Here is a 26,541-nt window from a genome sequence, read left to right as displayed (position 1 = left end):
TTCGTTCCCTTTTTCTCATTTTCCTTACCAGTCTTTCAAATAACTTTCCGCATTTTGCGGGGTGCAAATGTAATATCCGTTTTCCATTCTCACAAGCTTTTTCTAATCTTTTTTTTGAAAATTTCTTTTCTCAATAATTAAAACTCTTGTCAGTATTTCGGTGAACGTTTATCGCTGTTGCGGGTGCAAAAGTACCACCTTTATTCAGTTAAACAAGCTTTTTAACCGCCTTTTTTTACTCTTTTTTCAATCTTTTTCTTAACTCACTGATAACAGATTATTTACAGATCAACTTTTTTTCAATACTTGTGAGGCTTTTCCTCGTTTCACTGCACTTTCTTTATTTTGCCGCGAAGGTGCCAAGCCGAAAAGTCTTATTTTCTGCTCTTTTTGACCTAACAGAGTCGCCAAGATGCTGAGTTTTTAATTTTATCTCTTATGAAAACGGATGCCCTAGCCCCGATAGCAGCGGAAATCCTTTTGCTTTTTCCTTTAAAAAGCAAAAGATTGCAGCGGATAGCGGGATTTAGCTCCTTATACATACTAAAATTCCAAATCCCAATTCTGATCATTTAAATCAAATTTTCAATTTTATCTATCTTATACATTAGACGCACTGCGGTGCATCTTTACAAGAAAATTAGAATTTGATTAATCCTATACATATATATGTATACAAAAAACAAACCCGGCAGGTTTCGAAAACCTGCCGGGCTGTGATTACTATATATAATAGTATTAGTTTTTATTGACTGCTTTTGCTTTGGCTTCCCAATGCTCCATCAAATTATCATAATTTACAGGATTAGCTGGTGTTTGATTCAGCAAACGTCCAGATTCAAAAGCACGAACCAGAATTGTTTCTATTAGATAGTCTTCATTTACTCCATATGGCTTATACTCGGTTTTCAAGCTTATATCAAATAAATTCGCAGTTGTATTTGACACAAATGCTTTGAAACCACTTTTTAATGTCTTTATCAGCTCATAGGTTGTTATCCCAGTTTGGCGATGAATCAATTTTACAAGAATCTGACCTTGCTTTCTGGATAACTTCTTTAACCTGTCTTCAAATTCATTATTAAGATAGTCCTCAACAATCTTAAAATACTTTTTCTTTTCGCGATTGCTACTCAAACGAGCCATACCTTTATTTAATGCAGTTAGTCTATCTGATGCTAATTTTGCATAGGGGTAAACTTTATAAACTCTATTCTGAAGAATCTGAAATTGCTTTTGCTCTTCGGGACTTAATTTTTGACCTTTTGAAACAATAATTTCAGGTAGTTGTATTGTATCGTTAAGAATAGAATCTTTCTCGGTTAATATATAACCCATTTCTTGATTTTCTTTCGGAGTAACTTGTGCAATACTGGAAAACGAAATCATTAATAAAAATAAAATACTGCAGGTAAATCTCATGGAGTCTTAATTTAAATGTAAAATTATATATTTATATACAACTCTAATACCAAATTTATAAATTAGCGCAAAAATATTTTTATGAGTACAAAATCTATCTTAAATGATGCCTCTCTTTCTTTCTTAGAAAGTTATCTAAATAATGCTTCTCCGACGGGTTACGAAAGTGAAGGACAAAAGCTTTGGATGAATTATTTAAAACCATATGTAGACACTTTTATAACTGATACATATGGCACAGCAGTTGGAGTTATTAACCCTGATGCTCCTTTTAAAGTTGTTATTGAAGGACATGCTGATGAAATTTCATGGTATGTAAATTATATTACTGATGATGGTTTATTATATGTAATTAGAAATGGTGGTTCTGATCATCAAATTGCGCCATCGAAAAGAGTTAATATTCATACTAAAAAAGGAATTGTAAAGGGTGTTTTTGGCTGGCCGGCAATTCATACTCGTTTACGAGACAAGGAAGAAATTCCAAAATTAAGCAACATTTTTATTGACTTAGGCTGTGAAACAAAAGAAGAAGTCGAAGCGATGGGCGTTCATGTTGGCTGCGTAATAACGTATCCTGATGAATTTATGGTTTTAAATGAAAATAAATTTGTCTGCAGAGCGATCGATAATAGAATGGGCGGCTTTATGATTGCCGAAGTTGCTCGTTTATTGCATGAAAACAAAAAAACACTTCCTTTTGGATTGTATATTGTAAATTCTGTTCAAGAAGAAATCGGTTTGCGTGGTGCTGAAATGATTGCCCAAACTATTAAACCAAATGTTGCAATTGTAACTGATGTTTGCCATGATACTACTACTCCAATGATTGACAAAAAAGTTGAGGGAGATCTAAAAATGGGTAAAGGTCCTGTTATTGCTTACGCTCCAGCAGTTCAAAATAAATTACGTGACTTAATTGTTGATACGGCTGAGGAATGTAAAATTCCTTTTCAACGTCATGCAACTTCAAGAGCTACAGGAACGGATACTGATGCATTTGCATACAGTAACGGCGGTGTAGCATCTGCATTAATCTCACTGCCTTTACGTTATATGCATACAACTGTAGAAATGGTGCACAGAGAAGATGTAGAAAATGTAATTCAGCTGATTTACGCTTCAATATTGAAGATTGAAAACAATGAAACTTTTTCTTATTTTAAATAAGAGAACCTACAAAATGTCAATTTGGTTGCTTCAAAAGCAGCCAAATTGACTAATACTTAAAAAACATCATGAAAATTTTACTACTCGAAGACGATTTTACTTTATCTAAAGAAATTTCAGCATTTTTCGCCACAAAAAAAATCGAGTGTTTTCCATTCTATGACGGAACTTTACTTCTTAAAAAATATTTCCCTTATGAATATGATTTAATCATTCTTGATATAAATGTTCCAGGAACAAATGGAATTGAGGTTTGCAAAGGTATTCGTGAGGTTGATAAAAAAACACCAATAATAATGCTTACGGCATTTAGTGAAATTGAAGATAAATTAGCTTCTTTTGACAATGGTGCTGATGATTATCTGGTAAAACCTTTTCATTTTGAAGAATTATACGCGAGAATTTCCTCTTTATTAAGACGAAAGGAAATTCCGCAGCAAACAGAACAAAAAATTCTTATTGAAGATTTAGAAATTCAAGAAGATGAAATGAAAGTTTTTCGTGCTGGAGAAGAAATTAAACTGACTCCGAAAGAATTTAATCTGATTCTAATTCTAGCTCATGCTAAAGGTAAAGTATTATCAAAGCAGTTTATTGCCGAAAAATTATGGGATTATCATATAGAAACGAATCAAAACACGATTGAAGTTTACATCAATTTTCTGCGTAAGAAAATCGATAAGGATCATGAAGTAAAACTTATACGAACTAAAATTGGTTACGGGTACTATTTAAGCAATCAAGAATGACTTTAAAAAACAGAATATCACTTTTAGTAAGCTTGTTGTTTACAATCCTTTTTGGATTGGCTTCAACTGTGATATTTGTTTTATATTCTAATTTTAGAAAAGAAGAATTTAGAGATCGACTAGAAATAAAAGCGCTTTCAAACATTAAGTTATTGGTTAATGTTAAAGAAGTTGATGACCAACTTTTAAAAATGATCGATCAAAATTCTATAAATAAACTGTATGACGAAAAAACACTGGTATTTGATTCGCAATTTAAACTCATTTACAGCAGTATTGATGACGCTAAAATTAATTGGTCTGTTGATGATTTAAAATATCTTAAAAAGCATAAAACCTTCTTTAAACAACAAGGGGACTATGAGGTATACGGTGTTTTCTATGATACTAAAGATAAAGATTTTTACGCTCTAATATCAGCAACAGATGATTACGGTAAACGAAAATTGCTTTTTTTACGATATACCTTAGTTATATCTTATATCTTCTTTACTTGTCTTTGCTGGGTATTAACCTCTTTTATGGTTAAAAAAGCGATGAATCCGTTAGGTTTATTTCATCAAAAAATAAAAAACATCAACGAGAACAATCTCGATACTCGCATAAAATCAAAAAGTAATAAAAATGAAATTGATTTAATTGCCAATGAATTTAATTTCATGATGGATCGAATTGAAATTTCTTATCAAAAACAAAAAGAGTTTACTGCGCACGCATCGCATGAACTTAGAACGCCATTATCTAGAATTACATCTCAAATAGAAAATGTAGTTGCAGATCCTAAAACAACTCCTGAAAATAAAAGCTTCTTAAAAACAATTTTATCAGATGTAAATCAACTGACAGAGTTAATTACTTCATTACTTACTCTTTCTAAAATTGATACCAAAAATCAGGAAAATAATGAAACTCATCGTTTAGATGAAATTTTGTTTTCGGCAATTGAAAATCTAAACAAAAGCTTTCCTGACTTTGTTATTCTTTTTGAAATGGAAGAAAGCGAAAACTTAGATTCTGCATTGGAAATTAAGGGAAATAAAAACCTTTTAGAAATTGCGATAAGCAATGTTTTAAAAAATGCCTGTGTTTATTCGGATAACAAACAGGCAAAAGTAAAAATAAGTACAGTAGGCGATTCTCTAGTTATTTCGATTTCAAACACTGGAAAAACGCTGACTGAGAATGAGCAGAAAAATCTTTTTCAACCTTTTATGCGCGGGGAAAATTCAAAAGGAACAACAGGATTCGGACTTGGTTTACGCATTGTAAACCGTATCTTAAACTTGCACCAATCAAGCATAACTTACAGTGTTACAGACGAAAACATGAATTTATTTCGATTAATTTTTCATTAATAATTTATTTTAAGGTATTTTTAAGGTAGATTTTAAGGTGTCTTAAAGTCTACTGATAGCATATTTGTATAAAATAAATTTGATACAATGAAAAAACTATATGCATTGCTGTTACTTGCATTCTTCAATCAAGTAATTGTGGCTCAGAAAACAGTTACTCTTCAAGACTGTGAAAGCCAATTTCTTACAAAGAACCTTTTTTTATTGGCATCTCAATACAATATCGATGCCTCGAAAGCACTGACCATCCAGGCAAAAATTTGGGACAACCCAACTATTACTGCGGAATTAAATGCTTATAATCCTGAAAGGAATCAGTATTTTGATATAGGAAAAGATGGTCAAAAAGCATTTGGTATAGAACAGTTAATTTACTTGGGCGGAAAAAAACGCAATGAAGTAAAACTGGCAAAAACTAATGAACAATTAGCAGAACTCCAATTCAACGATTTGCTTCGAACATTAAAGCTGCAGCTGCGTAAAAGTTTTTACACTGTTTACTACAATACAAAAAGCCTTGAAACGACAGATAATCAGCTTGCACATATTGAAGACTTAATCAATTCATATTCTGTACAAGTACAAAAAGGAAATATTGCATTAAAAGATCTTGTTCGTTTACAATCACTTTATTTAAACTTTAAGAATGAAAGAATGGAAGTTGTAAATAATAGTATTGAAGAGCAAGCGAACTTAAAATTGCTATTAAACGAAACTGAAACTATTATTCCAAATGTTTCAAAAGATGATTTCAATAAATACTTAAAAACAATACCATTTGATTTAAAATCTTTTCAAGATGAAGCAATTGCAAACCGTCCTGATTATTTAGCTCAGCAAAAAGAAATTGAAGCAAATGAATTAAATGTCAAATGGCAAAAATCACTTTCTATTCCTGACATCACTTTAGGTGCAAACTATGATCAACGAAGCGGCGCTTTTGAAAAAGAAGCAAATCTATCAATTGGAATTCCGCTCCCACTTTGGAACAAAAACAAAGGAAACATTAAATACGCGCAAACCATTCTGGCGCAGTCAAAAGTAGAAAAGCAAAATTTTGATCTGCAACTGCAAACTGAAATTACATCGGCTTGGAATAAATGGAATGAATCTAGAAAAAATTATACTGTAATTAAACCAACTGTTAACTCCGATTTTGAAGCTGTTTACAACGGAATTTTAGCCAATTTTCAGAAAAGAAATATCAGCTTATTAGAATTTACGGATTTTATGGAAAGCTACAATCAAGCAAATCTTCAAGTTAACGAACTAAAGAAAAAACTAGCCCTATCTGGAGAAGAATTAAACAGTACAATCAACAAGGATTTATTCTAAAACTAAATAATAATGAAACATACACTAATTATAGGAATTGCAATTGTTAGTTTATCACTGACAAGCTGCAAAAAGGAAGTAGAGAATCCTCAAACAAATTCTTCATTTGCTCTAAGCGACAGCATGCTTAAAACCACAAGCACTGCAACTGCAACGACTCAAATTGTAAAAAATGAATTAAGCTTTTATGGAAAAATTACGGCCGACAATAATAAAATGATAGATGTTTACCCTCTTGTTGGCGGTAATGTAATCAAAGTTAATGTAGAGCTTGGTGACTATGTACATAAAGGACAAGTTTTGGCTATTATAAAAAGTACTGATGTAGCTGATTTTGAAAAGCAATCTATAGATGCTAAAAGTGATTTATTAGTCGCTAAAAACAATTTAAAGGTGGCGCAGGAATTATTTGACGGAAAGTTAAATTCTGAAAGTGACGTACTTCAAGCAAAATCAGAAGTTAACAAAGCACAATCGCAACTAAGTAAAATTCAAGAAACTTATAAAATCTATAATATAAAAGCAGGTTCAATTTACGAAGTAACTGCTCCAATTAGTGGTTTTATTATTCAAAAAAGCATTAATCAAGATATGCTTTTAAGATCTGACCGCTCTGAAAACATTTTTGACATTGCAGAAATCAGTGAAGTTTGGGCAATGGCAAATATCAACGAGATTGATATTAATAAAGTAAAACTAGGTATCGATGCCAGCGTTACAACTTTAAGTTATCCTGATAAAATCTTTAAAGGTAAAGTAGATAAAATATTCAATGTAATTGATCCGCAAACTAAGGCGATGCAGGCGCGAATAAAACTTCAAAATCCAGGATTTTTGCTAAAACCTGATATGAATGCAAACATAAAATTATCTTTTAATGAGGATAAATCAATGATAGCAATTCCTAGTGATGCCATTGTTTTTGATAAAAGTAAAAACTTTGTTATGATATTTAAAGATCGTCATAATATTGAAACCAGACAAGTTGAAGTTTTTAGAGTCGTAGGCGATACAACTTACATCTCAAGCGGTTTAAAGGAAAATGAAAAGGTCATTACTAATAATCAGTTATTTATTTATCGCGCATTAAACGATTAAGACATGAACAAATTCATAAGAAACATTATTGCTTTCTCTCTTAAGAACAAAGCATTTACCTTTTTTTGGGTGGGAGTACTGGCCGTTGCAGGATTTATTTCCTTCAAAAATATGCCAATTGATGCTTTTCCTGATGTAACCAATACGCAGATTATTATCATCACACAGTGGAATGGAAAAAGTGCCGAAGAAGTTGAACGTTTTGTGACTTCGCCTATCGAAATTTCGATGAACTCGGTTCAAAAAAAGACTAGTGTACGAAGTATTACAATGTTTGGTTTATCTGTTATCAAAATTATTTTTGATGATGGTGTAGATGATACTTTCGCTCGTTTTCAAGTAAACAATCTACTTAAAAATGTAAAACTTCCCGATGATGTTGAACCTGATGTTCAACCTCCGTATGGACCAACTGGAGAAATTTTTAGATATATTGTAAAAAGCGACAGCAGAGACAGCCGTGAATTACTAACCTACCAAAACTGGATAATTGATAAACAATTGCGTGCAGTTCCAGGTGTTGCCGATTTAAATGTTTTTGGAGGTCAAGATAAAACGTATGAAGTTGGTGTTGATCCTATAAAACTGGCAAAATACAACATTACACCACTTCAAGTTTACAATGCTGTAAATGCAGGAAACTTGAATGTTGGAGGAGACATTATTGAAAAAAACGGACAGGCATTTGTAGTTCGAGGAGTTGGTTTACTAAAATCTATTTCTGATATCGAAAACATAATTGTCGACGACGCTGGAGGAAATCCTATTTTGGTAAAAAATGTAGCATCTGTTTACGAAAGTGCGATGCCTAGAGTTGGTCAAACCGGTATAGGCAAAAATGATGATGCTGTTGAAGGTATTATTGTAATGCGAAAAGGTGAAAATGCACAAGAAACACTAGCCTTAATTAAAGACAAAATAAAGGATTTAAATGAAAATGTACTTCCTAAAGATATAAAGATAGAAACTTTCTATGATCGTGATAATTTAATGAATTTCACTACCGAAACGGTAATGCATAATTTATTTGAAGGAATCATACTTGTTACTTGTGTTGTATTTCTTTTTATGGCCGATTGGCGAACAACTTTTACGGTTTCAATTGTAATTCCGCTTTCCTTATTGTTTGCCTTTTTATGTCTAAAAATGATGGGAATGAGTGCCAACCTGCTGAGTTTGGGAGCGGTCGATTTTGGGATAATTATTGATGGCGCGGTGGTAATGGTTGAAGGATTGTTTGTAGTGTTAGACCACCGTGCGCATCAATTAGGAATGACTGCGTATAATAAAATTGCCAAAGGAAGCATTATTAAGAAAACGGGAACTGAAATGGGTAAAGCCATCTTTTTCTCTAAATTAATAATTATTACAGCTTTACTTCCAATATTCTCTTTCCAGAAAGTAGAAGGAAAAATGTTCTCTCCTCTAGCCTATACATTAGGTTTTGCTTTAATGGGGGCATTACTTTTCACGCTGACTTTAGTTCCAGTTTTATCTCATATTTTACTGAACAAAAATGTAAAAGAAAAGAATAATCCGTTTGTGAACTTTTGGGATAGAATTGTAGGTAAAGGATTTGCATGGACATTTAAACACAAAGTAAAAACATTAGTTCTATCAATAGGAATTATTGCTGCTACATTTTTTTCAGCTACTTTTTTAGGAACTGAATTTCTACCTCAATTAAATGAGGGTGCTTTATGGGTAACTGCCGAATTACCAATGAGCACATCATTACCAGAAAGTGTAAAAACTGCTGCAATGATAAGAAAAGATCTAGAAACTTTTCCTGAAGTTAAAAAAGTACTGTCGCAAACAGGTCGAAGCAATGACGGAACAGATCCTAATGGTTTTGGATTTATTCAGCTACAAGTTGATTTAAAACCAAAAGCCGAATGGAAGCGAAAAATTACAATGGATGATTTAATTAATGAAATGGACGAGAAACTAAAAGTTCACCAAGGAATTACCTATAACTATTCGCAGCCTGTTATTGACAACGTAGCAGAATCTGTCGCTGGTTTTAAAGCTTCGAATGCGGTGAAAATTTATGGAGATGATTTAGATAAACTTGACGAGCTTTCTAATCAGGTTTTAGCAAAAATTAAAGACATTCCAGGAATCAAAGATGTTGGAATTCTGCGAAATGTAGGTCAGCCAGAAATAAGCGTCGTTTTAGATCGCGAAAAAATGGCAGCATATGGCGTAACTTTAAGTGATGCTCAAGCTGTTTTAGAATTAGCTTTTGGAGGAAAAACGGCAACAGAAAAATATGAAGATGAGAAGAAATTTGATGTTCGAGTACGTTTTTCTAAAGAGTATCGAAAAGACGAAGAAGATTTAGCCGAATTAAAAGTTCCAACTATAAACGGTGTAAAAATTCCATTGAAAGAAATCTGCGACATTAAAACGATTACAGGACCTGCTTTTATCTATAGAGATAATACAAAACGTTTTATAGGAGTTAAATTTTCTGTGAGAGATCGAGATTTAGGAAGTACAATTGCAGAAGCACAAAAGAAAGTAGCCGAAGTAAAAATGCCAACTGGTTATACAACTGGCTGGACTGGCGAATTTGAAAATCAAGTTCGTGCAAGTGCACGTTTAGCGCAAGTTGTACCAATAAGTTTAATTGGAATATTTGTACTGCTGTTTATTTTGTTTGGAAATCTAAAAGACTCACTGCTTGTATTGGCAAATGTTCCCTTTGCCGTAATTGGAGGAATTATTGCTTTGCATCTTACAGGTATGAATTTCGGAATTTCTGCCGGAGTTGGATTTATCGCTTTACTCGGAATTTGTATTCAGAATGGAGTAATCTTAATATCTGAATTTCATCACAATATCAAGGCAAAATTCTCACTCGAAGAATCGATTTTTAGAGGTGTAAAAGCACGAACAAGAGCGGTAATTATGACAGCATTAATGGCATCAATTGGTTTAATGCCAGCTGCAATCTCAACTGGAATTGGATCTGAATCTCAAAAACCTCTTGCGATTGTAATTATTGGAGGATTAGTTACAGCAACAATTCTAACGCTGTTGGTCTTCCCTATCTTATTCTGGATTTTTAATCGCAGAAAACATGCGCCTATCGAATAAAGATTTTAAAATTAATTAGTGGTTAATTAAATACGTTCAAAAAGAAAAAGCATCATTTTTAATGATGCTTTTTTGATTTCTAGGTACAAAAAAAAACGACCTTCTGCTCAGGAAGGTCGTTTCATTTACTAACTCAAACTCTTTAAACTTTTAGAACAAATGTTTATTTTGCTTCTTTCAAAATAGCGATAGCATCTGTCGCATTTGATAATTCAGCATATTTTAATGCTGTATAACCTTTTTCATTTTTTTCGTTTATGCGAGCTCCATTTGCTATTAAAACTTTCATAATTTCAGCTTTGTTATAGCGTGCTGCTGTCATTAAAGGTGATAAATCTTCAGACATTTCGTTTACATCTGCTCCGTACTCAATAAGTTTTTTTACAAATGCAAGATCTCCTTTACTAACTGCCACATTTAATGGCGAAGAGAAAATTTTTGTAATTTCCATTTGTGGTTTTACAAGTGATGTTTGATTTGATGCCATTGAAACATTGGCAAACGCTACTAAAGCAACTCCTAAATAAATGATTGAATTTTTCATAATGATTGATTGTTAATTGATTGATATTGATGATTTTTAAATTCTATGTAAATGTAAGTAATTTTATGTATTATGTATTACAAGGTAATATGTTTTAACAAATTACTAACATTCAGTTAATGAAAGGCTTATAAATTTAATCTAATTGTTATTAAACTTATTTGCCTACACTTATATAGACGCAGAGATTACAAAAATGTTACACTAAAAATGAAATTTTATAAAAAAAATCTTCAAAAAAAATTAAACGTGTTAAAATACAGCGTTTTACTTTTATAACTTTACAATCATTAATGCTTATTATTTAACTAATTTTCAAAAAAGTAATTAACTATCTAAACCAAAGATTATGGGACTTATCAAAAAAATTCTGGTTATCTTAATTTTAGTTTTTTCTATTGTACTAATTGCAGCTTACTTCATGCCAAAAAATTATGCGGTCGAAAGAGAAATTACGATCAACAAACCTGTTGATACCGTTTTTAATTATGTGAAATATCTAAAAAATCAAAATCGATTTAGTGTCTGGGCAAACATTGACCCAAAAATGAAATCAACTTTTAAAGGTGTTGATGGAACAGTCGGTGCAATTTCAGCATGGGAAAGTAAAGTTAAAGAAGTTGGTGTTGGAGAACAGGAAATAACCAAAATTATTCCTAACTCACGTCTTGAATTTGCACTTCGTTTTAAAGAGCCAATGGATGACACCGCCAATGGTTTCATGTCAACCGAAAGTTTGGGCGGAAATCAAACTAAAGTAAAATGGGGAGTCAATGGTGTTATTCCTTTTCCTATGAATATAATGCTGCCAATGATGAAAATGGATCAAATGATTGGAAACGATTTGCAAAAAGGTCTTGAAAATTTAAAAGATCAAATGGAACAAAAATAAAATCTAATTCTAATTTCGTAGAAAAATAGTCTTTTAAAATATAAAAAATGCCTTGCGATCATAAATCTGCAAGGCATTTTTAGTTTGAGAAGCCTGGTTTAAAAATAAATTAAAAACCTTTGACTTATTATTTATTACTTAGATAATCTAATACATTTTTATTAATACGCTGATCAATATTGTCGATATCAGCTTTAACAAATTTTTCTCCCAAAATATTTTCGTATAATTCGATATATCTTTCAGAAACTGATTCAATATAAGCCTCTGTCATATCAGGAATCTGTTGCCCTTCTTGTCCTTGAAAACCATTTTCAATCAACCAGCGACGAACAAACTCTTTAGATAATTGTTTTTGCTCCTCCCCTTTATCTTGTCTTTCCTGGTATCCATCAGCATAAAAATAACGAGAAGAATCTGGTGTATGAATTTCATCAATTAAAACAATAACTCCGTCTTTTGTTTTTCCGAATTCGTATTTTGTATCTACTAAAATCAAACCGCGAGAAGCCGCAATTTCGGTTCCTCTTTGAAATAACGCTCGTGTATATTTTTCTAAAACCAAATAATCTTCTTCAGAAACAATTCCTTTAGATAAAATATCCTCACGAGAAATATCTTCATCATGTGAACCGTTATCAGCTTTTGTAGTTGGCGTAATAATTGGCTCAGGAAATTTGTCATTTTCTTTCAAACCTTCGGCCATTGTTACACCGCAAATTTGTCTTCTTCCTGCAGCATATTCACGTGCAGCATGACCAGAAACATAACCACGAATAACCATTTCAACTTTAAAAGGTTCGCATAAATGTCCAACAGCAACATTTGGATCTGGAGTAGCAATTAACCAATTTGGAACAATATCAGCTGTAAGCTCCATAAATTTTGTTGCAATTTGATTCAAAATTTGTCCTTTGTATGGAATCCCTTTTGGCAAAACCACATCAAAAGCCGAAAGTCTATCTGTTGCGACCATTACCAAAAGCTCGTCGTTGATATTATAAACTTCTCTAACTTTTCCGCGGTAAACTGACTTTTGATTCGGAAAATTAAAATTTGTAGTTGTGATTGTATTACTCATTATCCTAAGTTGTGTTGTTTTTTATGAATGCAAATTTAAAACTAAATAAAAGAGCAAGCAAATGTTTATTGTTTGTAGTTGATGGTTTTTGGTTGATGGTTGGTGATTTTCACACTAACAACCATAAACCAAAAACTAAACAATTATTTCTTCAGCAAAGTCGAATTGAATAAATTCAGAATTCTGCTGTACTCATCTATCCAAGAATAAGTTTCCTTAAATCCGTGTGCTTCAACAGGGAAAGAGGCTAATGTCCAATTCTTTTTCTCCAACTCTATAAAACGTTGTGACAAACGAACAATATCTTTGTACTCTACATTATCATCAACCATTCCGTGAAGCATCACTAAGTTTCCTTTTAAATTATCTGCAAAATAAATAGGAGAGCTTTTTTTGTAAGCAACTGGATCTGTTTCTGGGAAATTCAAAATATTCCCTGTATATCCGTGATTGTAATGTGCCCAATCTGTAACCGAACGTAAAGCTGCGCCTGAAGCAAATTCGCCAGGAGTAGTAAGCATTCCCATTAAAGTAATAAAACCTCCATAAGACCCGCCGTAAATACCAACTCTATCCGCATCAATTCCGTACTTCTCTACCAAATATTTTTTACCATCCAATTGATCGGTCAAATCTTTTCCGCCCATAAAACGATAAATTCCAGTTCTAAAATCCCTTCCATAACCATCACTTCCTCTATAATCAATATCTAGAACGGTATAACCTAAATCAGTCAGCATATTATGAAACATATACTCTCTATAATAATTACTCCAATAATTATGAGCATTTTGCAAATATCCTGCACCATGAACAAAAATAACCGCAGCTTTATTCGAAGTTTCCGTTTTTGGCGTATATAATCTAGCGTATACAGGAGTTCCGTCTTGTGCTTTAAAAGTTACAACTTCAGGCTCTCTCCATTTATAATTTTTGAAACTTTCAGAAACCGAAGAAGTAATCTGTTGCAGTGAAGTATTTTTTTTGTTATCAGCGATGTATAAATCCCATGGAATATTTTTATATGAATAACGTACTAGCAGCGTTTTTTCATCTGGTGAAACTACTACTTCATGCGCTCCATCTTTAGTTAAAACAGGCTCTAAAGCACCGCCAGAAGCAGCTAGTTTATAATAATTCCTATTTCCTGGATGTGTGGTATTGGTTGTTAAATAAAATGTTTTTTTATCGTTAGACAGTGTCACATCGCGAACTTCCCAATTGCCGCTTGTAAGCTGTGTTTTTTTATTCGATTTAAAATTATAAGTGTATAAATGTGAATATCCTGTTACTTCAGATTGGAAATACAGCGTTTCATTATCTGCTAAGAAACCTAAAATTCCAGAATCAAAAGAATAAGATGGTATTCCTGGTCCTGCAATCCAAGCTTCGTCATGCTGATGCTCAATTTCTTTAAATGTTCCATTCTCAAGATTTAAACTCACCAGCCATCTATCTTTGTTATCTTGGCTTCTGATTTCAACAATTCCAATTGAACCGTTTTCGTTGTAAACTGGAGCCTGAGCCACAATTAACTTATCCTCTTTTGCCTTGCTTTTCAAGTTATCGTACGATTCATAATATTTAGGAACATCATGAATGTGGCTCAATTTTGAAAAATCGACAAAATAAACAGAATCCTTAGCAACAGAATAAATTCCGAATTTTGTTTTAACCAAATTTGCCGTAGATACTTTTTCCTTTGTCTCAGGTGATTGGTTATAACCGTCACTAGTTACAAAAACTTCCATTTTTTCTTTTTTAACATCTGCTTCTTCTACTAAACAAAACGTTGCAAAATTCCCGTTTGGATTCGCTTTTAGATTGTAAAAATTATCCTTTCCATAAAAATACTCTTTAGCAAAATCAGATTTAACAGCTTTGTTTTTGGCTAGATTCCACTGTTTTTTTGCTTCAGCATCTCTAATAAACTGAAATAATTCTTTCTGTTGTGTTTTTAAGAAAGAATCTTTCTCAGGTGTTTTACTTTTTTTCTCTCCTTTACTAAAATTGGTAATTTGCAAAACACTTCCCTCTTTTGCATTGTATTTAAAAATATTATCATTTTGCTCAAAAAATACTATTCCAGATTCGCTGCCTAATTCAAGATTTGAAATTGGTGCATTTTGCTGATAGATTTTTTTTGTTGTTTTTGAAGCAATAGAGTACGAAAACAATCTTCCGCTATCTAAATAATAAACTAAATCTGATCCCGGTTTTCTTTTAAAATCAAGTTTAGAAAAAGCGGCTTCCTTTGGTTCAACCAAAACTGGCTTTGCAGCTCCTTTTTGCCAAGAATAAGTACTTGCGCCTAAATCATTAGTTGGATTCCAATCAAAATAAACTTTTTTGCTATCTAAAGACCAGCGTCCGTTTGTGGGTTGATTTCCTATAAAAGATTCGCCCTTCATTATTTCCTCTAATTTCAATGTTTGGTTATATCCTTTTACTGAAAAAATTAGAAAGGCAGCAATAAAAATGTTTTTTGTCATGGTATTAGTTTTTATGAGAAAACAAAAATACACGTTGAAAATTACTAAAAAAACATTTTTGTAATTTCCTTGCAAAATCTTCTACATAATATCCATTTAACAATAAAATCCTTGAAGAATTACCTTCAAGGATCTTATTTTTATCAAAAGTCTAAAATTCAAAATTCTAAACCTTGTATATCTATTTTAATAATTACGCTTCGTTTGCAGCAAATTCTTTATTCAATATTTTTGAAGCAATATACTTTGCCACACCATCTTCGGCATTTGCAGTTATCACTTCTAAATTAGGCAATGTCTCTTTTAATAAAGCTGGAGCGTTGCCCATAATTAATCCTTTTCCGGCTGCTGCCAACATTTGTACGTCGTTAAAACCATCACCAAATGCAACTGCCTGATCTAAAGTAAAGCCTTCTTTTTCTAGAACTTTTTCGATTGCAACAGCTTTGTCTACAGATTTATCCATAAACTCTAAGCAAGTAGGCAAACTAAAAGCATGATGAAGATTATCTGAAGAATTAGCCAAAACAGCATCTTTTAATGCCACTAATTTTTCGTGATTGTCACATGAAAAGAAAATTTTAATTGCGCTAAAATCTTCAAGAATTTTGTAATCAACCAATTCAGGACGATATTTCAATTCAGCCTGAAAAGCATTTAACCTTTCATTTACTCTATTAGTCTGCCAAACATTTTCTTTGAATAAAACTACTGTAATTTCAGGGTCGATTTCAACATTTAAGGCTGCTTTAACTACATCGCTTTCTAAATCAAAAGCAAAAAGTTCTTCCTTTTCCGGCGAATGAATTCTAGCTCCATTTGAACTTACTAAATAAACAGGAACTTCAAGAGTTTCGATAATTGCCATTGCATCAAGATGATGACGCCCTGTAGCCACTACAATAAGATAATTTTGATTGTGAAGTTCTTGAAAAATTGATTTTGTATAATCTGAAATTCGGTGTTGAGGATTGAGTAAAGTTCCATCTAAATCACTTACTACAACTTTTATATTTTTAAGATTTGTCATATTAATAATCAAATATTTATGATGTGCAAATTTACGGCTTTAAGCCCAGCCACACAAAGTTTAAAGGGTTCTAAAGCCCAAAATAAGGTAAGTTTATTATTTATTTAACTATTTCGTTAAATAATACTATTTAAGCATTTAAACTTTAATAATACCCGTTTTATATAAATTTAAAGCTTTCTGAATTACTGATTCAATCTGCTCCAAAGGCAAATCTTCATCCGAATTAAGCATCATAATTTTCATTCTCGACCGTTTTTCCTGAAGCAAAAAAGGTTCATCAAAATGTTTTCCTTCTACAATTCCTATGTAGGGTTGCTTATTCTTTTTATGCTTCCATAAGTAGCAGAACATTTTTCCTTTATAGCAGAAAAAAGGCATTCCGTATTTTAGAACGTGCGTAATGTCTTTGTCTTGTTTTAAGATGATTTCTTTTAATGCTAGAAATGCCCCTTTTATGGGTTCTTCTTGGTTTAGGTAGAAATCATCTAGTTCTTTCATTTTTTTGAGTTTTAGCAAAAACAATTTTCAAAGTGTCACTACATTTTGATTCTGGCTTTACTTTGAAAATTAAAGAATCATTTTTAAGATAAAATTTTTCCTTTGAAAAAAGACAAAAACTTTTCAATTCATTAGGTTCGCAATTAGGAATTGTTAGCAAAGTTTTTTTTTCTTGTCTATCAAAAAAAATACAATCAGCAAAAGGGAAGGCTATATAACAAGTATCTATTTTTGTGCTATTTAATTCGATCGAATCTCCAACAATTTTCCATTTTCCTATAGAAAAAACTCTCCAATCGCAACCTGCACTTCCATAATCAAAAGTACTATCTGCATTTATTTTAATACTCGATTTTCCTGGAACTATATACTCTGTATCATACCAAGTTCCGATAAATTTACTAGGCAGACTTTCTGATTTTTTACACGAAATCAAACAGATAAACAATAAGAGACTAAATTCTTTACATTTCATTCATAACTTATTTGAAATTCAAAAAAATATTCGTTTTACTCACTTCTAAATTAATTAGAATTATGAATAAAACGAATATCAATAAATGTTAAAACACACTTTACGATTTACATTTAACATTTCACAAAAATTAAACTTAATCGTGATTTTCTATTTGCTTGTAAGCATCGATTACCTTTTTCACTAATCTGTGTCGAACGATATCTTTATCATCCAAGTAGATAATTCCAATTCCGTCAATATCTTTCAGAACCAAAATCGCTTCTTTAAGTCCCGAAATAGTGCGTCGCGGTAAATCGACCTGCCCAGGATCTCCCGTAATCATAAACTTAGCGTTTTTTCCCATACGAGTCAAAAACATCTTCATTTGTGAATGCGTCGTATTCTGCGCCTCGTCTAAAATTACAAAGGCATTATCAAGCGTTCGTCCGCGCATAAAAGCTAAAGGCGCAATCTGAATAATTCCTTTTAAAATGTAATCTTCGAGTTTTTCATTGGGTAACATATCGCGCAAAGCATCATAAAGCGGCTGCATGTAAGGATCCAGTTTTTCTTTCATATCGCCGGGTAAAAAACCAAGATTTTCACCTGCTTCTACCGCCGGACGAGTCAAAATTATCCTTTTTACTTCTTTGTCTTTAAGCGCTTTTACCGCCATTGCAACACCCGTATATGTTTTACCTGTTCCAGCTGGACCAATGGCAAAAACCATATCATTTTTTTTGATCGTATCCACCAGCAATTGCTGATTTGGCGTCATGGCTTTAATTATTTTACCGCCAACTCCGTGAACTAATATTTTGTCATGATCGTATGCTTTTTTTTCATCCTGACCATCACTCATAATTACGCGTTCAATTACATTATCATCAATGTTGTTGTATCTGGTAAAATGAAGCATAAGCCTCTGAAATCTCTTTTCGAATTCATCTAAAACTTCTTTTTCGCCAAAGGCTTTCAAAGTGGTCCCTCGCGCTACGATTTTAAGCTTTGGGTAATACTTTTTAATAATTTCAAGATGAGAATCCTGCGCGCCCCAAAAGTCTTTTGGAGCGATGTCTATTAGCTCGATAATTCTTTCGTTCAAAGGAGATAAATTTAAATTAAAAATAAATTTGTTTTGTAAATCTATTGCTGTCGGGTATTTTTTTATGTTATGGTTTTCAGCTGTACCTGTACTTTTAAATACCAATTAAAATAACTTTTTGTTAAAAGACTGAAAACTGAAACTGAAAATTGAGACTCTATATATTTTATTACAATTTGTCTTTTCTTTCTTTCAATTTGTTTTTACTATTCTTAGATTTGCATTTCTCAAATTTAATGAAAATTAGATTTAAATACTACCAATAGTTATAAACAAAATGATGTCAATAATTACCCTTACTACTGATTACGGCTTAAAAGACCACTTTGTTGGTTCGCTGAAGGGTAAAATACTTTCAGAGCTTTCTGAGGCAAAAATCATTGACATTTCGCACGATATTGATCCATTTAACACTGCCGAAGCAAGTTATATAATTGGAGCATCGTATTTAAGCTTTCCAAAAGGCACCGTTCACTTGATTGGTGTTGATATTGAACGCAACAAAGAAAACCAGCATATAGCCATGCAATGGAACGATCATTTCTTTATCTGTGCAGATAATGGAATTTTAAGCATGCTTACGCAAAAAATCGTTCCGCAGAAAATTGTAGCTATTAATATTCACGATCGTTTCCCAACGGAATATACTGATTTAGATGTTTTTATACAAGTTGCCTGCCACATAGCAAAAGGCGGATTACTAAACGTTATTGGCAAGGAAATCCCTGCTGTTAAAGAAGTAACCGAATTACAGGCAATTGTATCTGCCGATGGAAATACACTGAAAGGATATGTTATTTATATCGATCATTTTGGAAATGTCGTTACCAATATCTCTAAAAAACAATTTTTAGAAGTTTCACGCGGACGCCCATACGAGATCGTCATGAAACCAAAAAGTATCAAAACAATTCTGCCCAATTATTCAGATATTGCAACTTCAGACAAATATCCTATAAAGACCTATGAAGGCGAAAAACTAGCTATTTTTAATGAAGCAGGATTTCTCGAAATAGCCATTTTTAGAAGTAATCCATCAAAAGTAGGTTCAGCAAATAGTTTATTAGGATTGAATTATCGCGATGTAATTACTATTGTGTTTTCTTGATTATATATCAAATTACACAACGATTTTGCTGATTAAGTAAATTTACGCGAAGACTTCTGTTGTTTTTTATCAGAAATGACAATATTGTAAAAAACTATGATTTTATAATATTTTACTTTTTCCTAAAAAGAACAATCCCTTTTGGTATTTTTGCCCACCTATAAGCTTTCAGATTTTCAATAAATCTAAAAAACAACAATCTAAAATTTGAATACATGTTTGTCAGAATAGTAAAAATGAGTTTTCATGAAGACAAAATCTCTGATTTTCTAGAGAATTTTGAATCTGTTAAAGACAAAATACGCAATGCGGAAGGAAATCGTTTTTTAGAATTGTATCAAGATAAAAACGATAAATGTATCTTTTTTACCTATAGTTATTGGGAAACAGAAAGCGATTTAGAAAATTATCGACAATCTGAACTTTTTAGCAGTGTCTGGACTTTTACAAAAAAACTATTCAATGCCAAACCAGAAGCTTGGAGCGTCGACAAAATTGTGACTTTAATTTAGTTTAAATTCGATTTTCAATTTTAAACTTACAATAATTTTAAAAAAAAGAATGGTTTTTCGAGTACTATTTTCTATCTTGAAACCTGAAAAAATATTATAATTAAAGAATAGATATTCTCTAATAAAAGAGAATACAGAAGCAAATAAACCAACCGTTTTTAAAGTTCTTTTTAAAGGATAAAAAAACAAATTATTTGATTTTCATTTTTATTCATTGACCATTGACATTTAAGAATGTACGCAATACTAGACATAGAAACTACCGGAGGCCAGTTTAATGAAGAAGGAATTACTGAAATTGCCATCTATAAATTTGATGGTCATGAAGTAGTTGATCAGTTTATCAGCCTAATTAATCCCGAAATTCCAATTCAGCCATTTGTGGTTAAATTAACTGGAATCAATAACGCTATGTTGCAATCAGCTCCAAAATTTTTTGAAGTTGCCAAGCGAATCATCGAAATAACTTCAGACTGCATTATTGTCGCTCACAATGCATCGTTCGATTACCGTATTTTACGCACAGAATTTAGACGTCTGGGTTATGACTTTCAAGCAAAAACACTTTGTACTGTTGAACTTGCAAAAAAACTAATTCCAGAACAGCCTTCATACAGTTTAGGAAAACTAGTGCGCGCTCTTGGAATTCCAATGGCAGACAGACATCGCGCCAGCGGAGACGCAATGGCAACTACAAAGCTGTTTAAAATGCTTTTAGAAAAAGACTTAGAAAAAACAATCGTAAAAGATTTTATAAAGCTGGAAGTAGAAAAAGGAATTGCACCAAAATTTCTAGATCTATTAAACCAAATGCCTGCTAAAACCGGCGTATACTATATTTACAACGAAAGCGGGACTTTAATATACATTGGCAAAAGTCAAAACATTAGAAAAAGAATCAATCAGCATTTTACAGGAATCACAACAAAAAGTAAAAAAATTCAAGCCGAAGTTTTTACTATTACATACGATGAAACCGGAAGTGAATTAATTGCTCTTTTAAAAGAAAGCGAAGAAATAAAAATAAACAGACCTCGATACAATCGTGCTCAACGCAAAACAATTTTTCAATATGCCTTATATTCTGAGAAAGATTCTAACGGCTATATTAATCTAAAAATTGAAAAAACCGATGGTCGCAAACGAGAAATTACTTCATTTGTTACCCTGCAAGAAGCGAAAAATGCTCTTTTTAGATTTACCGAAAAATATCATTTGTGTCAAAAACTGACAGGACTTTATCAAACTAAAAAAGAGTGTTTTCAATATAAAATAAAACAATGCGACGGAGCTTGTATTGGCGAAATTACTCCAGAAGTTTACAATGCCCGAGTGCAGCAGTTTATCTCTGAAAATAGTTTTGAGAATAAAAGCATGATTTTAAAAGACAGAGGCCGAAATGTAAATGAAAGAAGTGCCGTTTTAATCGAAAATGGCATCTACAAAGGTTATGCATATTACGATCTAAACTATCAAATTACGAATATCGAAATTCTAAAGAATATTTTAATACCAATGCAGCACAATCGAGATGTAAAAAATATTATACAGAACTACATCCGTAAAAACAAGAACCTCAAGATTCTTCATTTTTAACGCTCGAAACTATCATTAGCTTCGCTGATATGAAAAACAAAAAAACGAACTACGAAATATTCAGAGAACGAATAAAAATCATTCTATACGGTACTAATACCATATTAGGACGAATGTTCGATTTGGTTTTATTGGGATTGATATTACTAAGTGTCCTACTTATTATGCTTGATACCGTCGAAGGAATCAGCCAAAAATATCATAACCAGCTGCTTATTTGCGAATGGATAATTACAGTATTTTTCACAATAGAATATATCTTAAGAATCATCTCCATTCAAAAACCAGTTAGATACGTATTCAGCTTTTACGGAGTAATTGATTTACTTGCCGTTTTACCTATGTATTTATCAATATTTTTTCCCGGAGCAAGTGTTTTATCCGTTGTCAGAGCGCTGCGTTTTTTCCGATTGTTCAAAATATTGCATATTCCCCAAATATCGCATCAATCTGCCCAACTTAAAGACGCAATAGAAGCCAGCAAAGAGAAAATTTTAGTTTTCATCTATTTTGTACTTATCAGCACGGTAATCATTGGTACAATTATGTATTTGGTCGAAGGCAAAGAATCAGGATTTACAAGTATTCCGATGGGAATTTACTGGACAATCGTAACCCTGACAACAGTTGGGTACGGCGATATTTCGCCACAATCTCCTTTAGGACAGTTTATCGCTGCATTTGTAATGATTTTAGGTTACGGAATCATTGCTGTTCCAACAGGAATTGTAACCGCAGAATTTGCAAAAAGCAGTCTAAAAAGCAGTTCCGTAAACACTAAAAAAACATGCAAAAAATGTCAATCGCAAGTTCACTTCGATAACGCCAAATATTGTTACGAATGCGGAACTCGATTGCCAAATAGTTAAATTTAAGAAGCTGATCCGGCTGTACATTACAACTCCTCCTTATCTTTGTTGTTTTTTAAAGGCATAAAAAGAGCTTCTGAAGTCGCTTTTTTATCCCCAAAAAAACGAACAAACATAAGTCCGGGGTTTTCATTTCCATCCGGGCTAAAAATAATATGAAATACCTAATTACCATTGTCGGACCAACAGCAATAGGCAAAACAGCCTTAAGTATTGCTTTGGCACAACATTTCAAATGCGAAATCGTTTCTTGCGACAGCCGTCAGTTTTTCAAAGAAATGACCATTGGAACCGCAGTTCCTAATCAAGAAGAATTAAGTGCTGCCCAACATCATTTCATTCAAAATAAATCTATTTTCGAAAATTATACCGTAGGCGATTACGAAAAAGAAGCTTTATCCAAAATTGAAGAACTATTTCAAACCAATGATTTTGTCATTCTTATTGGCGGTTCAGGTTTATATGTTGATGCCATTTTAAAAGGTTTCGATGAATTTCCTGAAATCGATCCTCAAGTTCGTTCTCAAATAAATTCTAACTATGAAAAACTTGGAATTGAGTATCTTCAAGAACAACTGAAAAATTTAGATCCTGAATATTATCAAAAAATAACTATAGAGAACCCACAAACACTACAAAATCCACAGCGAATGATGCGTTTTGTAGAAGTTTGTATTGGAGCTCAAAAACCCTATTCATCATTTCTAAATCAGAAAAAAAACAATAGAGACTTTACTCCTATTTTAATTGGTTTAGATGCAGACAGAGAAGTTATTTACAACCGAATCAACCAGCGTGTTGATATTATGATGAACGAAGGTTTGCTAGAAGAAGCCAAAGAATTGTATCCTAATAAAGCGTTAAATGCACTTCAAACCGTTGGTTATAGAGAATTATTTAGTTATTTTGATGGAGAATTCACTTTGCCTTTTGCCATAGATGAAATCAAAAAAAATACACGACGATTCTCCAAAAGGCAATTAACTTGGTTCAAACGAAATGAAAACACAAAATGGTTTGATTACGCAACAGATAGAAAAGAAATTATAATATATATAGATTCTTTAACAAAATGAAGTTTTTAAAACTAATAGGAAATATTTTCTTTCTTTTTTGCACAATGACTCTAACTTTCATATTTTCATTGGCATTAAAAGAAAAAATTGAAAAGCCGCATTTTAAAAATTTAAACACGACAGAATTTATAGTTTTCGGAATAATTGTATTTGGTTTTATTTTCATTAGTTTTAAAATAATATCAGCATATTTCAAAAAATCTAAAATTTAAAATCTATTTTCTTTCATCTTTCTTCTATTCTCTGAAAGATGAATCTAAAATCAACAATCTAAACTCTAAAAACATCAAATGCCAATATCTCCAAATTTTACATCCGTTTTAAGTAAAGACTGGGAAATCAATTTTACACAATGTACGCCAACAGGTTTCTTAAAATATACCGATTTGTGTAATATTTTACAATTAACCGCTGCCGCACACTCTGAAATTGGAGGAATCAGCTTTTATGATATGCAGGAATTTCACCAAGCTTGGGTTTTAAGCCGAATGCGAGTTGAAGTTCACGCTTTACCAAAATGGCAAGATGTAGTAACTGTAAAAACATGGATTAATAGTCTGGAAAACTCACGCTCCGTTCGTGCTTTAGAAATGTATGTAAACGGAAAGAAAATCGTAGGCTGCGAAACCTATTGGGCAGTTTTTAATACACAATTACGCCGCCCCGAAGCTTTAGCGTTACCTTACGAACATTTCGAATTATTTCCTGAAAATAGAGCAACTGAAGAAGGCTTTTCTAAAATAAATATCAATCACGAAAAAGAAGCCGTTTTTGAAAAAATAGTTTATTTATCTGATTTAGACATTATAAACCACGTAAACAACGTAAAATACCTCGAATGGTGTCTTGATCATGTTGACCCAAAAAGAATCATGAAACAGGAAGTAAAAAGCTTCGAAATGAATTTCATGAAAGAACTTTCATTAAAAGATAATGTTGTGATTCATGAAAGCGAAGATGACGATCACACTACAGCAACATTCAGCATTACAAAAGGCGACAAAACCTGTTTTGCGTTGGAATTACATTGGAAGTAAAACAAGTTTATAAATAAGTTTTCTTTCTCCTATTTTCCCGCAATATTGTCATTTCGACGAAGGAGAAATCTTCGCAAGAAGCTCTACAAAGATTGGACATTCGTTACGGAGTTACTCGCGAAGATTTCTCCTTCGTCGAAATGACAAACTTTATCTAAAAATCAAAAAAAACGATGCAATGTTGCATCGTTTTTTTATTTAAAATCATTTCGATTTCTCTTTAGAATTCTTTTTAGATTTCCTTTTCTTCTTTAACAAATCTATTTTTCCTTGAATTCTTTTCTCTACTTCACTAATATCAGAATCAAAAGCAAACTGTAAAGTACATAATTTTGCATTTTTAATTTCTTTTAATGCTTTTTCAAATTCCTTTTGAGCTTCAAAAAGAATCGCTTTCTTTACATAAATATCAGATTTATTAATTCCTTTTATCGTCAAAGCAAAATCGATTAACTTTTGAGCTTCTTCAAAATCTTCATTTAAAATTAAAGTCTGTAAATAATGCGGGTACACTTCAAACGCATAAATATTAATAGCCAAAGCCTCCTGAAAATAGGATTTTGCATCTTCGTAATTCATTAACTGCTCAGCCTGAACTCTTCCGTACAAACACAAAACCATAGTATTTTTTGCATCATAAGAAAAAGCATAGTCCAAAGATTCAATCGTTTCTTCAAGCGAATACGGATAATTATCCAAAGCCTGAAAAAGGTATTTATCAATTGTTTTCATTGCGTAAATCGTTTTTTAATTTCTGACGAGTTCCTTTATAACTTTTCTCTATTTTATTCTTCTTAAAATCACTTCCAGCAAAAACTCTGATAGGATTCCCACGCTGAATATTCAGCTGATTTTCCCATTGTTTCCCTACATGATTTTTAAGCTGAGTTAGTTTTTCGTCTTCTAATTTTCTTAATAATCTTTCTGTTGCCAGTTTTTTGTTTTGGTGCTGCGAACGGCTGTCCATTGCCACAACTGCAATTCCTGTTGGAATATGTGTTGCACGAATTGCTGAACTTACTTTGTTTACATGTTGACCTCCTGCTCCAGAACTTCGCATTGCCTGATACTGAATATCATTTTCTGAAACTGACACATTTTTTTGCGGTTCGATTTCAAAAATCCCAATAAACCAGTTCTTCCGTTTATGCATTTTCCTAAACTGACTCTGACCAATCCACTGAATCGTACCAACCCAAGAATTCACAAAACTATCTGCATTTATTCCTTTTACGGCAATTGATGCTGTTTCAACCGTTCCATTTTCCTGACCCGCTTCTCGCTGAAGCAAAACAACATCTAATTGCTGATCTTGTGCTTCTTCCAAAACTTTTTTTAGCACTTGGGCAGCAACCCAAGTGCATTCTGCAGGTCCGCGACCTGCTGTTATTTGAATTATTCTTTCCATTTTCTTAAAATTTTAAGCAGTTTTTCTCTGTTTTTTGCTGCTTTTACAAATTGTGGCAAACGTGCCACTAAACTTGATGAATAGTTAACTTTGGAATTCCGTTCTCTCAAATCAGCTTGAATATATCTTTCTAAATAATCAATATGATCCTGATTATAAGCCCAGAAAATATTGTCGCCTACTTCTTTTTGAAACCATAGCGGTAAATTATACCAACATTCTTTAACCAAACCATCATCTTGTTTTGATTCCTTTCTAACTCTATAAGCCTTTGTTTTCCATTCTTCTTGAAAGTTACAATTCGGGCATTTGGTTTTATACATTAACGGTTTTTCCTTTAATGGCTGAGACTTATATTCAAACTTTTCAAAGCAATTATTACAATACTCTTTCCCATAAGCCACATATTGATAAATAGGCTCATCCATTTTGCAAAAGCAATGTTTACACTCAAAAGTCATTGTTATGCATTTTCCACATTCACAATTTTTCTTAGGTATGCTCTTTACAATGGCGCTAGATTCACATTTTGGGCATTTTACAAAAATCTCATTGTAGAAATTCCCTAACCATTTATTTTCATCTTGAAATCTTTCCATAAT

The 26,541-nt window shown here is 32.3% G+C and carries 24 protein-coding genes; 13 read left to right on the top strand and 11 right to left on the bottom strand.

Features of this window, described 5'->3' with window-relative positions; all coding sequences use genetic code 11:
- Window positions 1-738: 738 nt before the first annotated feature.
- Window positions 739-1,422: a DUF4294 domain-containing protein gene (locus ACHRV0_RS10235; protein ID WP_395440775.1), complete on the bottom strand. Its 684-nt coding sequence runs from the start codon at window positions 1,420-1,422 to the stop codon at window positions 739-741.
- Between the two features lie 81 nt (window positions 1,423-1,503).
- On the opposite strand from ACHRV0_RS10235, the gene ACHRV0_RS10230 reads away from it, so the two are divergent.
- From ACHRV0_RS10230 to ACHRV0_RS10205, 6 genes are all read left to right on the top strand, one after another.
- Window positions 1,504-2,592: a M42 family metallopeptidase gene (locus tag ACHRV0_RS10230; RefSeq protein ID WP_129057009.1), complete on the top strand. Its 1,089-nt coding sequence runs from the start codon at window positions 1,504-1,506 to the stop codon at window positions 2,590-2,592.
- Window positions 2,593-2,660: 68 nt separating this feature from the next.
- The gene (locus tag ACHRV0_RS10225; RefSeq protein WP_089055984.1) at window positions 2,661-3,341 is read left to right on the top strand and encodes a response regulator transcription factor; all 681 of its coding nucleotides are present in this window, start codon (window positions 2,661-2,663) and stop codon (window positions 3,339-3,341) included.
- On the top strand, window positions 3,338-4,696 hold the full coding sequence (locus ACHRV0_RS10220) for an ATP-binding protein (protein ID WP_395440774.1): 1,359 nt from the start codon (window positions 3,338-3,340) through the stop codon (window positions 4,694-4,696). Before ACHRV0_RS10225 ends, ACHRV0_RS10220 begins: the two co-directional genes overlap by 4 nt.
- 87 nt (window positions 4,697-4,783) lie before the next feature.
- A complete protein-coding gene (locus tag ACHRV0_RS10215; RefSeq protein WP_395440773.1) occupies window positions 4,784-6,031 on the top strand; it encodes a TolC family protein in 1,248 nt (415 codons plus the stop codon).
- A gap of 12 nt (window positions 6,032-6,043) precedes the next feature.
- The gene (locus ACHRV0_RS10210; RefSeq protein ID WP_089055981.1) at window positions 6,044-7,129 is read left to right on the top strand and encodes an efflux RND transporter periplasmic adaptor subunit; all 1,086 of its coding nucleotides are present in this window, start codon (window positions 6,044-6,046) and stop codon (window positions 7,127-7,129) included.
- Window positions 7,130-7,132: 3 nt separating this feature from the next.
- The gene (locus ACHRV0_RS10205) at window positions 7,133-10,231 is read left to right on the top strand and encodes an efflux RND transporter permease subunit (protein WP_129024298.1); all 3,099 of its coding nucleotides are present in this window, start codon (window positions 7,133-7,135) and stop codon (window positions 10,229-10,231) included.
- Between the two features lie 163 nt (window positions 10,232-10,394).
- On the opposite strand, the gene ACHRV0_RS10200 is transcribed toward ACHRV0_RS10205, so the two are convergent.
- Window positions 10,395-10,775, bottom strand: a complete 381-nt coding sequence (locus tag ACHRV0_RS10200; RefSeq protein WP_089055979.1) for an ankyrin repeat domain-containing protein — start codon at window positions 10,773-10,775, stop codon at window positions 10,395-10,397.
- Window positions 10,776-11,124: 349 nt separating this feature from the next.
- Between ACHRV0_RS10200 and ACHRV0_RS10195 the strand changes: the two genes are divergently transcribed.
- Window positions 11,125-11,667, top strand: coding sequence for an SRPBCC family protein (locus tag ACHRV0_RS10195; protein WP_395440772.1), 543 nt, complete (start codon window positions 11,125-11,127; stop codon window positions 11,665-11,667).
- Between the two features lie 127 nt (window positions 11,668-11,794).
- Here ACHRV0_RS10195 and ACHRV0_RS10190 read toward each other — a convergent pair whose 3' ends face one another.
- From ACHRV0_RS10190 to ACHRV0_RS10165, 6 genes are all read right to left on the bottom strand, one after another.
- Entirely contained in the window at window positions 11,795-12,748 is a 954-nt protein-coding gene (locus tag ACHRV0_RS10190; protein WP_395440771.1) for a phosphoribosylaminoimidazolesuccinocarboxamide synthase, read from the bottom strand.
- 143 nt (window positions 12,749-12,891) lie between these two features.
- Entirely contained in the window at window positions 12,892-15,240 is a 2,349-nt protein-coding gene (locus ACHRV0_RS10185) for a prolyl oligopeptidase family serine peptidase (RefSeq protein WP_395440770.1), read from the bottom strand.
- Between the two features lie 193 nt (window positions 15,241-15,433).
- A complete protein-coding gene (locus tag ACHRV0_RS10180) occupies window positions 15,434-16,270 on the bottom strand; it encodes a Cof-type HAD-IIB family hydrolase (protein ID WP_395440769.1) in 837 nt (278 codons plus the stop codon).
- Window positions 16,271-16,408: 138 nt separating this feature from the next.
- A complete protein-coding gene (locus ACHRV0_RS10175) occupies window positions 16,409-16,771 on the bottom strand; it encodes a DUF1801 domain-containing protein (protein ID WP_395440768.1) in 363 nt (120 codons plus the stop codon).
- Window positions 16,755-17,246, bottom strand: a complete 492-nt coding sequence (locus ACHRV0_RS10170) for a hypothetical protein (protein WP_395440767.1) — start codon at window positions 17,244-17,246, stop codon at window positions 16,755-16,757. Before ACHRV0_RS10170 ends, ACHRV0_RS10175 begins: the two co-directional genes overlap by 17 nt.
- Window positions 17,247-17,382: 136 nt before the next feature.
- On the bottom strand, window positions 17,383-18,333 hold the full coding sequence (locus ACHRV0_RS10165) for a PhoH family protein (protein WP_089055972.1): 951 nt from the start codon (window positions 18,331-18,333) through the stop codon (window positions 17,383-17,385).
- 280 nt (window positions 18,334-18,613) lie between these two features.
- Here ACHRV0_RS10165 and ACHRV0_RS10160 point away from each other — a divergent pair, with 280 nt between their 5' ends.
- From ACHRV0_RS10160 to ACHRV0_RS10135, 6 genes are all read left to right on the top strand, one after another.
- On the top strand, window positions 18,614-19,441 hold the full coding sequence (locus ACHRV0_RS10160; protein WP_129024307.1) for an S-adenosyl-l-methionine hydroxide adenosyltransferase family protein: 828 nt from the start codon (window positions 18,614-18,616) through the stop codon (window positions 19,439-19,441).
- Window positions 19,442-19,656: 215 nt separating this feature from the next.
- A complete protein-coding gene (locus ACHRV0_RS10155; RefSeq protein WP_370433715.1) occupies window positions 19,657-19,953 on the top strand; it encodes a putative quinol monooxygenase in 297 nt (98 codons plus the stop codon).
- A 234-nt stretch (window positions 19,954-20,187) separates the two neighbouring features.
- Window positions 20,188-21,549, top strand: a complete 1,362-nt coding sequence (locus ACHRV0_RS10150; RefSeq protein WP_129024309.1) for an exonuclease domain-containing protein — start codon at window positions 20,188-20,190, stop codon at window positions 21,547-21,549.
- A 29-nt stretch (window positions 21,550-21,578) separates the two neighbouring features.
- Complete coding sequence (locus ACHRV0_RS10145; RefSeq protein ID WP_129024310.1) at window positions 21,579-22,418, top strand: ion transporter; 840 nt, start codon at window positions 21,579-21,581, stop codon at window positions 22,416-22,418.
- Window positions 22,419-22,573: 155 nt separating this feature from the next.
- The gene (miaA, locus tag ACHRV0_RS10140) at window positions 22,574-23,494 is read left to right on the top strand and encodes a tRNA (adenosine(37)-N6)-dimethylallyltransferase MiaA (RefSeq protein WP_395440766.1); all 921 of its coding nucleotides are present in this window, start codon (window positions 22,574-22,576) and stop codon (window positions 23,492-23,494) included.
- Window positions 23,495-23,784: 290 nt separating this feature from the next.
- Window positions 23,785-24,531 (top strand): acyl-[acyl-carrier-protein] thioesterase, encoded by a 747-nt coding sequence (locus ACHRV0_RS10135; protein ID WP_395440765.1) that lies wholly within the window; start codon window positions 23,785-23,787, stop codon window positions 24,529-24,531.
- A gap of 204 nt (window positions 24,532-24,735) precedes the next feature.
- Here ACHRV0_RS10135 and ACHRV0_RS10130 read toward each other — a convergent pair whose 3' ends face one another.
- From ACHRV0_RS10130 to ACHRV0_RS10120, 3 genes are read right to left on the bottom strand one after another with little or no spacing between them, the layout of a single operon-like run.
- A complete protein-coding gene (locus tag ACHRV0_RS10130; protein ID WP_395440764.1) occupies window positions 24,736-25,263 on the bottom strand; it encodes a hypothetical protein in 528 nt (175 codons plus the stop codon).
- The gene (gene prfH / locus ACHRV0_RS10125; RefSeq protein WP_395440763.1) at window positions 25,250-25,939 is read right to left on the bottom strand and encodes a peptide chain release factor H; all 690 of its coding nucleotides are present in this window, start codon (window positions 25,937-25,939) and stop codon (window positions 25,250-25,252) included. Before prfH ends, ACHRV0_RS10130 begins: the two co-directional genes overlap by 14 nt.
- Complete coding sequence (locus ACHRV0_RS10120; RefSeq protein WP_395440762.1) at window positions 25,927-26,538, bottom strand: hypothetical protein; 612 nt, start codon at window positions 26,536-26,538, stop codon at window positions 25,927-25,929. The genes prfH and ACHRV0_RS10120 overlap by 13 nt, the downstream gene beginning before the upstream one ends.
- Between the last annotated feature and the right edge of the window lie 3 nt (window positions 26,539-26,541).

The sequence above is a fragment of the Flavobacterium sp. FlaQc-30 genome, from assembly GCF_044005885.1.
Lineage (GTDB): Bacteria > Bacteroidota > Bacteroidia > Flavobacteriales > Flavobacteriaceae > Flavobacterium.
Note: the sequence above shows the minus strand (reverse complement) of the source record. Positions and strands in the feature narration are given on the sequence as shown.

Coding starts and splice junctions, on each gene's coding strand:
- ACHRV0_RS10160 (WP_129024307.1), top strand. CDS start 18,614: ATGTCAATAATTACCCTTACTACTGATTACGGCTTAAAAGACCACTTT.
- ACHRV0_RS10150 (WP_129024309.1), top strand. CDS start 20,188: ATGTACGCAATACTAGACATAGAAACTACCGGAGGCCAGTTTAATGAA.
- ACHRV0_RS10175 (WP_395440768.1), bottom strand. CDS start 16,771: ATGAAAGAACTAGATGATTTCTACCTAAACCAAGAAGAACCCATAAAA.
- ACHRV0_RS10135 (WP_395440765.1), top strand. CDS start 23,785: ATGCCAATATCTCCAAATTTTACATCCGTTTTAAGTAAAGACTGGGAA.
- miaA (WP_395440766.1), top strand. CDS start 22,574: ATGAAATACCTAATTACCATTGTCGGACCAACAGCAATAGGCAAAACA.
- ACHRV0_RS10155 (WP_370433715.1), top strand. CDS start 19,657: ATGTTTGTCAGAATAGTAAAAATGAGTTTTCATGAAGACAAAATCTCT.
- ACHRV0_RS10200 (WP_089055979.1), bottom strand. CDS start 10,775: ATGAAAAATTCAATCATTTATTTAGGAGTTGCTTTAGTAGCGTTTGCC.
- ACHRV0_RS10210 (WP_089055981.1), top strand. CDS start 6,044: ATGAAACATACACTAATTATAGGAATTGCAATTGTTAGTTTATCACTG.
- prfH (WP_395440763.1), bottom strand. CDS start 25,939: ATGGAAAGAATAATTCAAATAACAGCAGGTCGCGGACCTGCAGAATGC.
- ACHRV0_RS10215 (WP_395440773.1), top strand. CDS start 4,784: ATGAAAAAACTATATGCATTGCTGTTACTTGCATTCTTCAATCAAGTA.
- ACHRV0_RS10120 (WP_395440762.1), bottom strand. CDS start 26,538: ATGGAAAGATTTCAAGATGAAAATAAATGGTTAGGGAATTTCTACAAT.
- ACHRV0_RS10230 (WP_129057009.1), top strand. CDS start 1,504: ATGAGTACAAAATCTATCTTAAATGATGCCTCTCTTTCTTTCTTAGAA.
- ACHRV0_RS10130 (WP_395440764.1), bottom strand. CDS start 25,263: ATGAAAACAATTGATAAATACCTTTTTCAGGCTTTGGATAATTATCCG.
- ACHRV0_RS10195 (WP_395440772.1), top strand. CDS start 11,125: ATGGGACTTATCAAAAAAATTCTGGTTATCTTAATTTTAGTTTTTTCT.
- ACHRV0_RS10170 (WP_395440767.1), bottom strand. CDS start 17,246: ATGAAATGTAAAGAATTTAGTCTCTTATTGTTTATCTGTTTGATTTCG.
- ACHRV0_RS10185 (WP_395440770.1), bottom strand. CDS start 15,240: ATGACAAAAAACATTTTTATTGCTGCCTTTCTAATTTTTTCAGTAAAA.
- ACHRV0_RS10145 (WP_129024310.1), top strand. CDS start 21,579: ATGAAAAACAAAAAAACGAACTACGAAATATTCAGAGAACGAATAAAA.
- ACHRV0_RS10225 (WP_089055984.1), top strand. CDS start 2,661: ATGAAAATTTTACTACTCGAAGACGATTTTACTTTATCTAAAGAAATT.
- ACHRV0_RS10220 (WP_395440774.1), top strand. CDS start 3,338: ATGACTTTAAAAAACAGAATATCACTTTTAGTAAGCTTGTTGTTTACA.
- ACHRV0_RS10235 (WP_395440775.1), bottom strand. CDS start 1,422: ATGAGATTTACCTGCAGTATTTTATTTTTATTAATGATTTCGTTTTCC.
- ACHRV0_RS10190 (WP_395440771.1), bottom strand. CDS start 12,748: ATGAGTAATACAATCACAACTACAAATTTTAATTTTCCGAATCAAAAG.
- ACHRV0_RS10205 (WP_129024298.1), top strand. CDS start 7,133: ATGAACAAATTCATAAGAAACATTATTGCTTTCTCTCTTAAGAACAAA.
- ACHRV0_RS10180 (WP_395440769.1), bottom strand. CDS start 16,270: ATGACAAATCTTAAAAATATAAAAGTTGTAGTAAGTGATTTAGATGGA.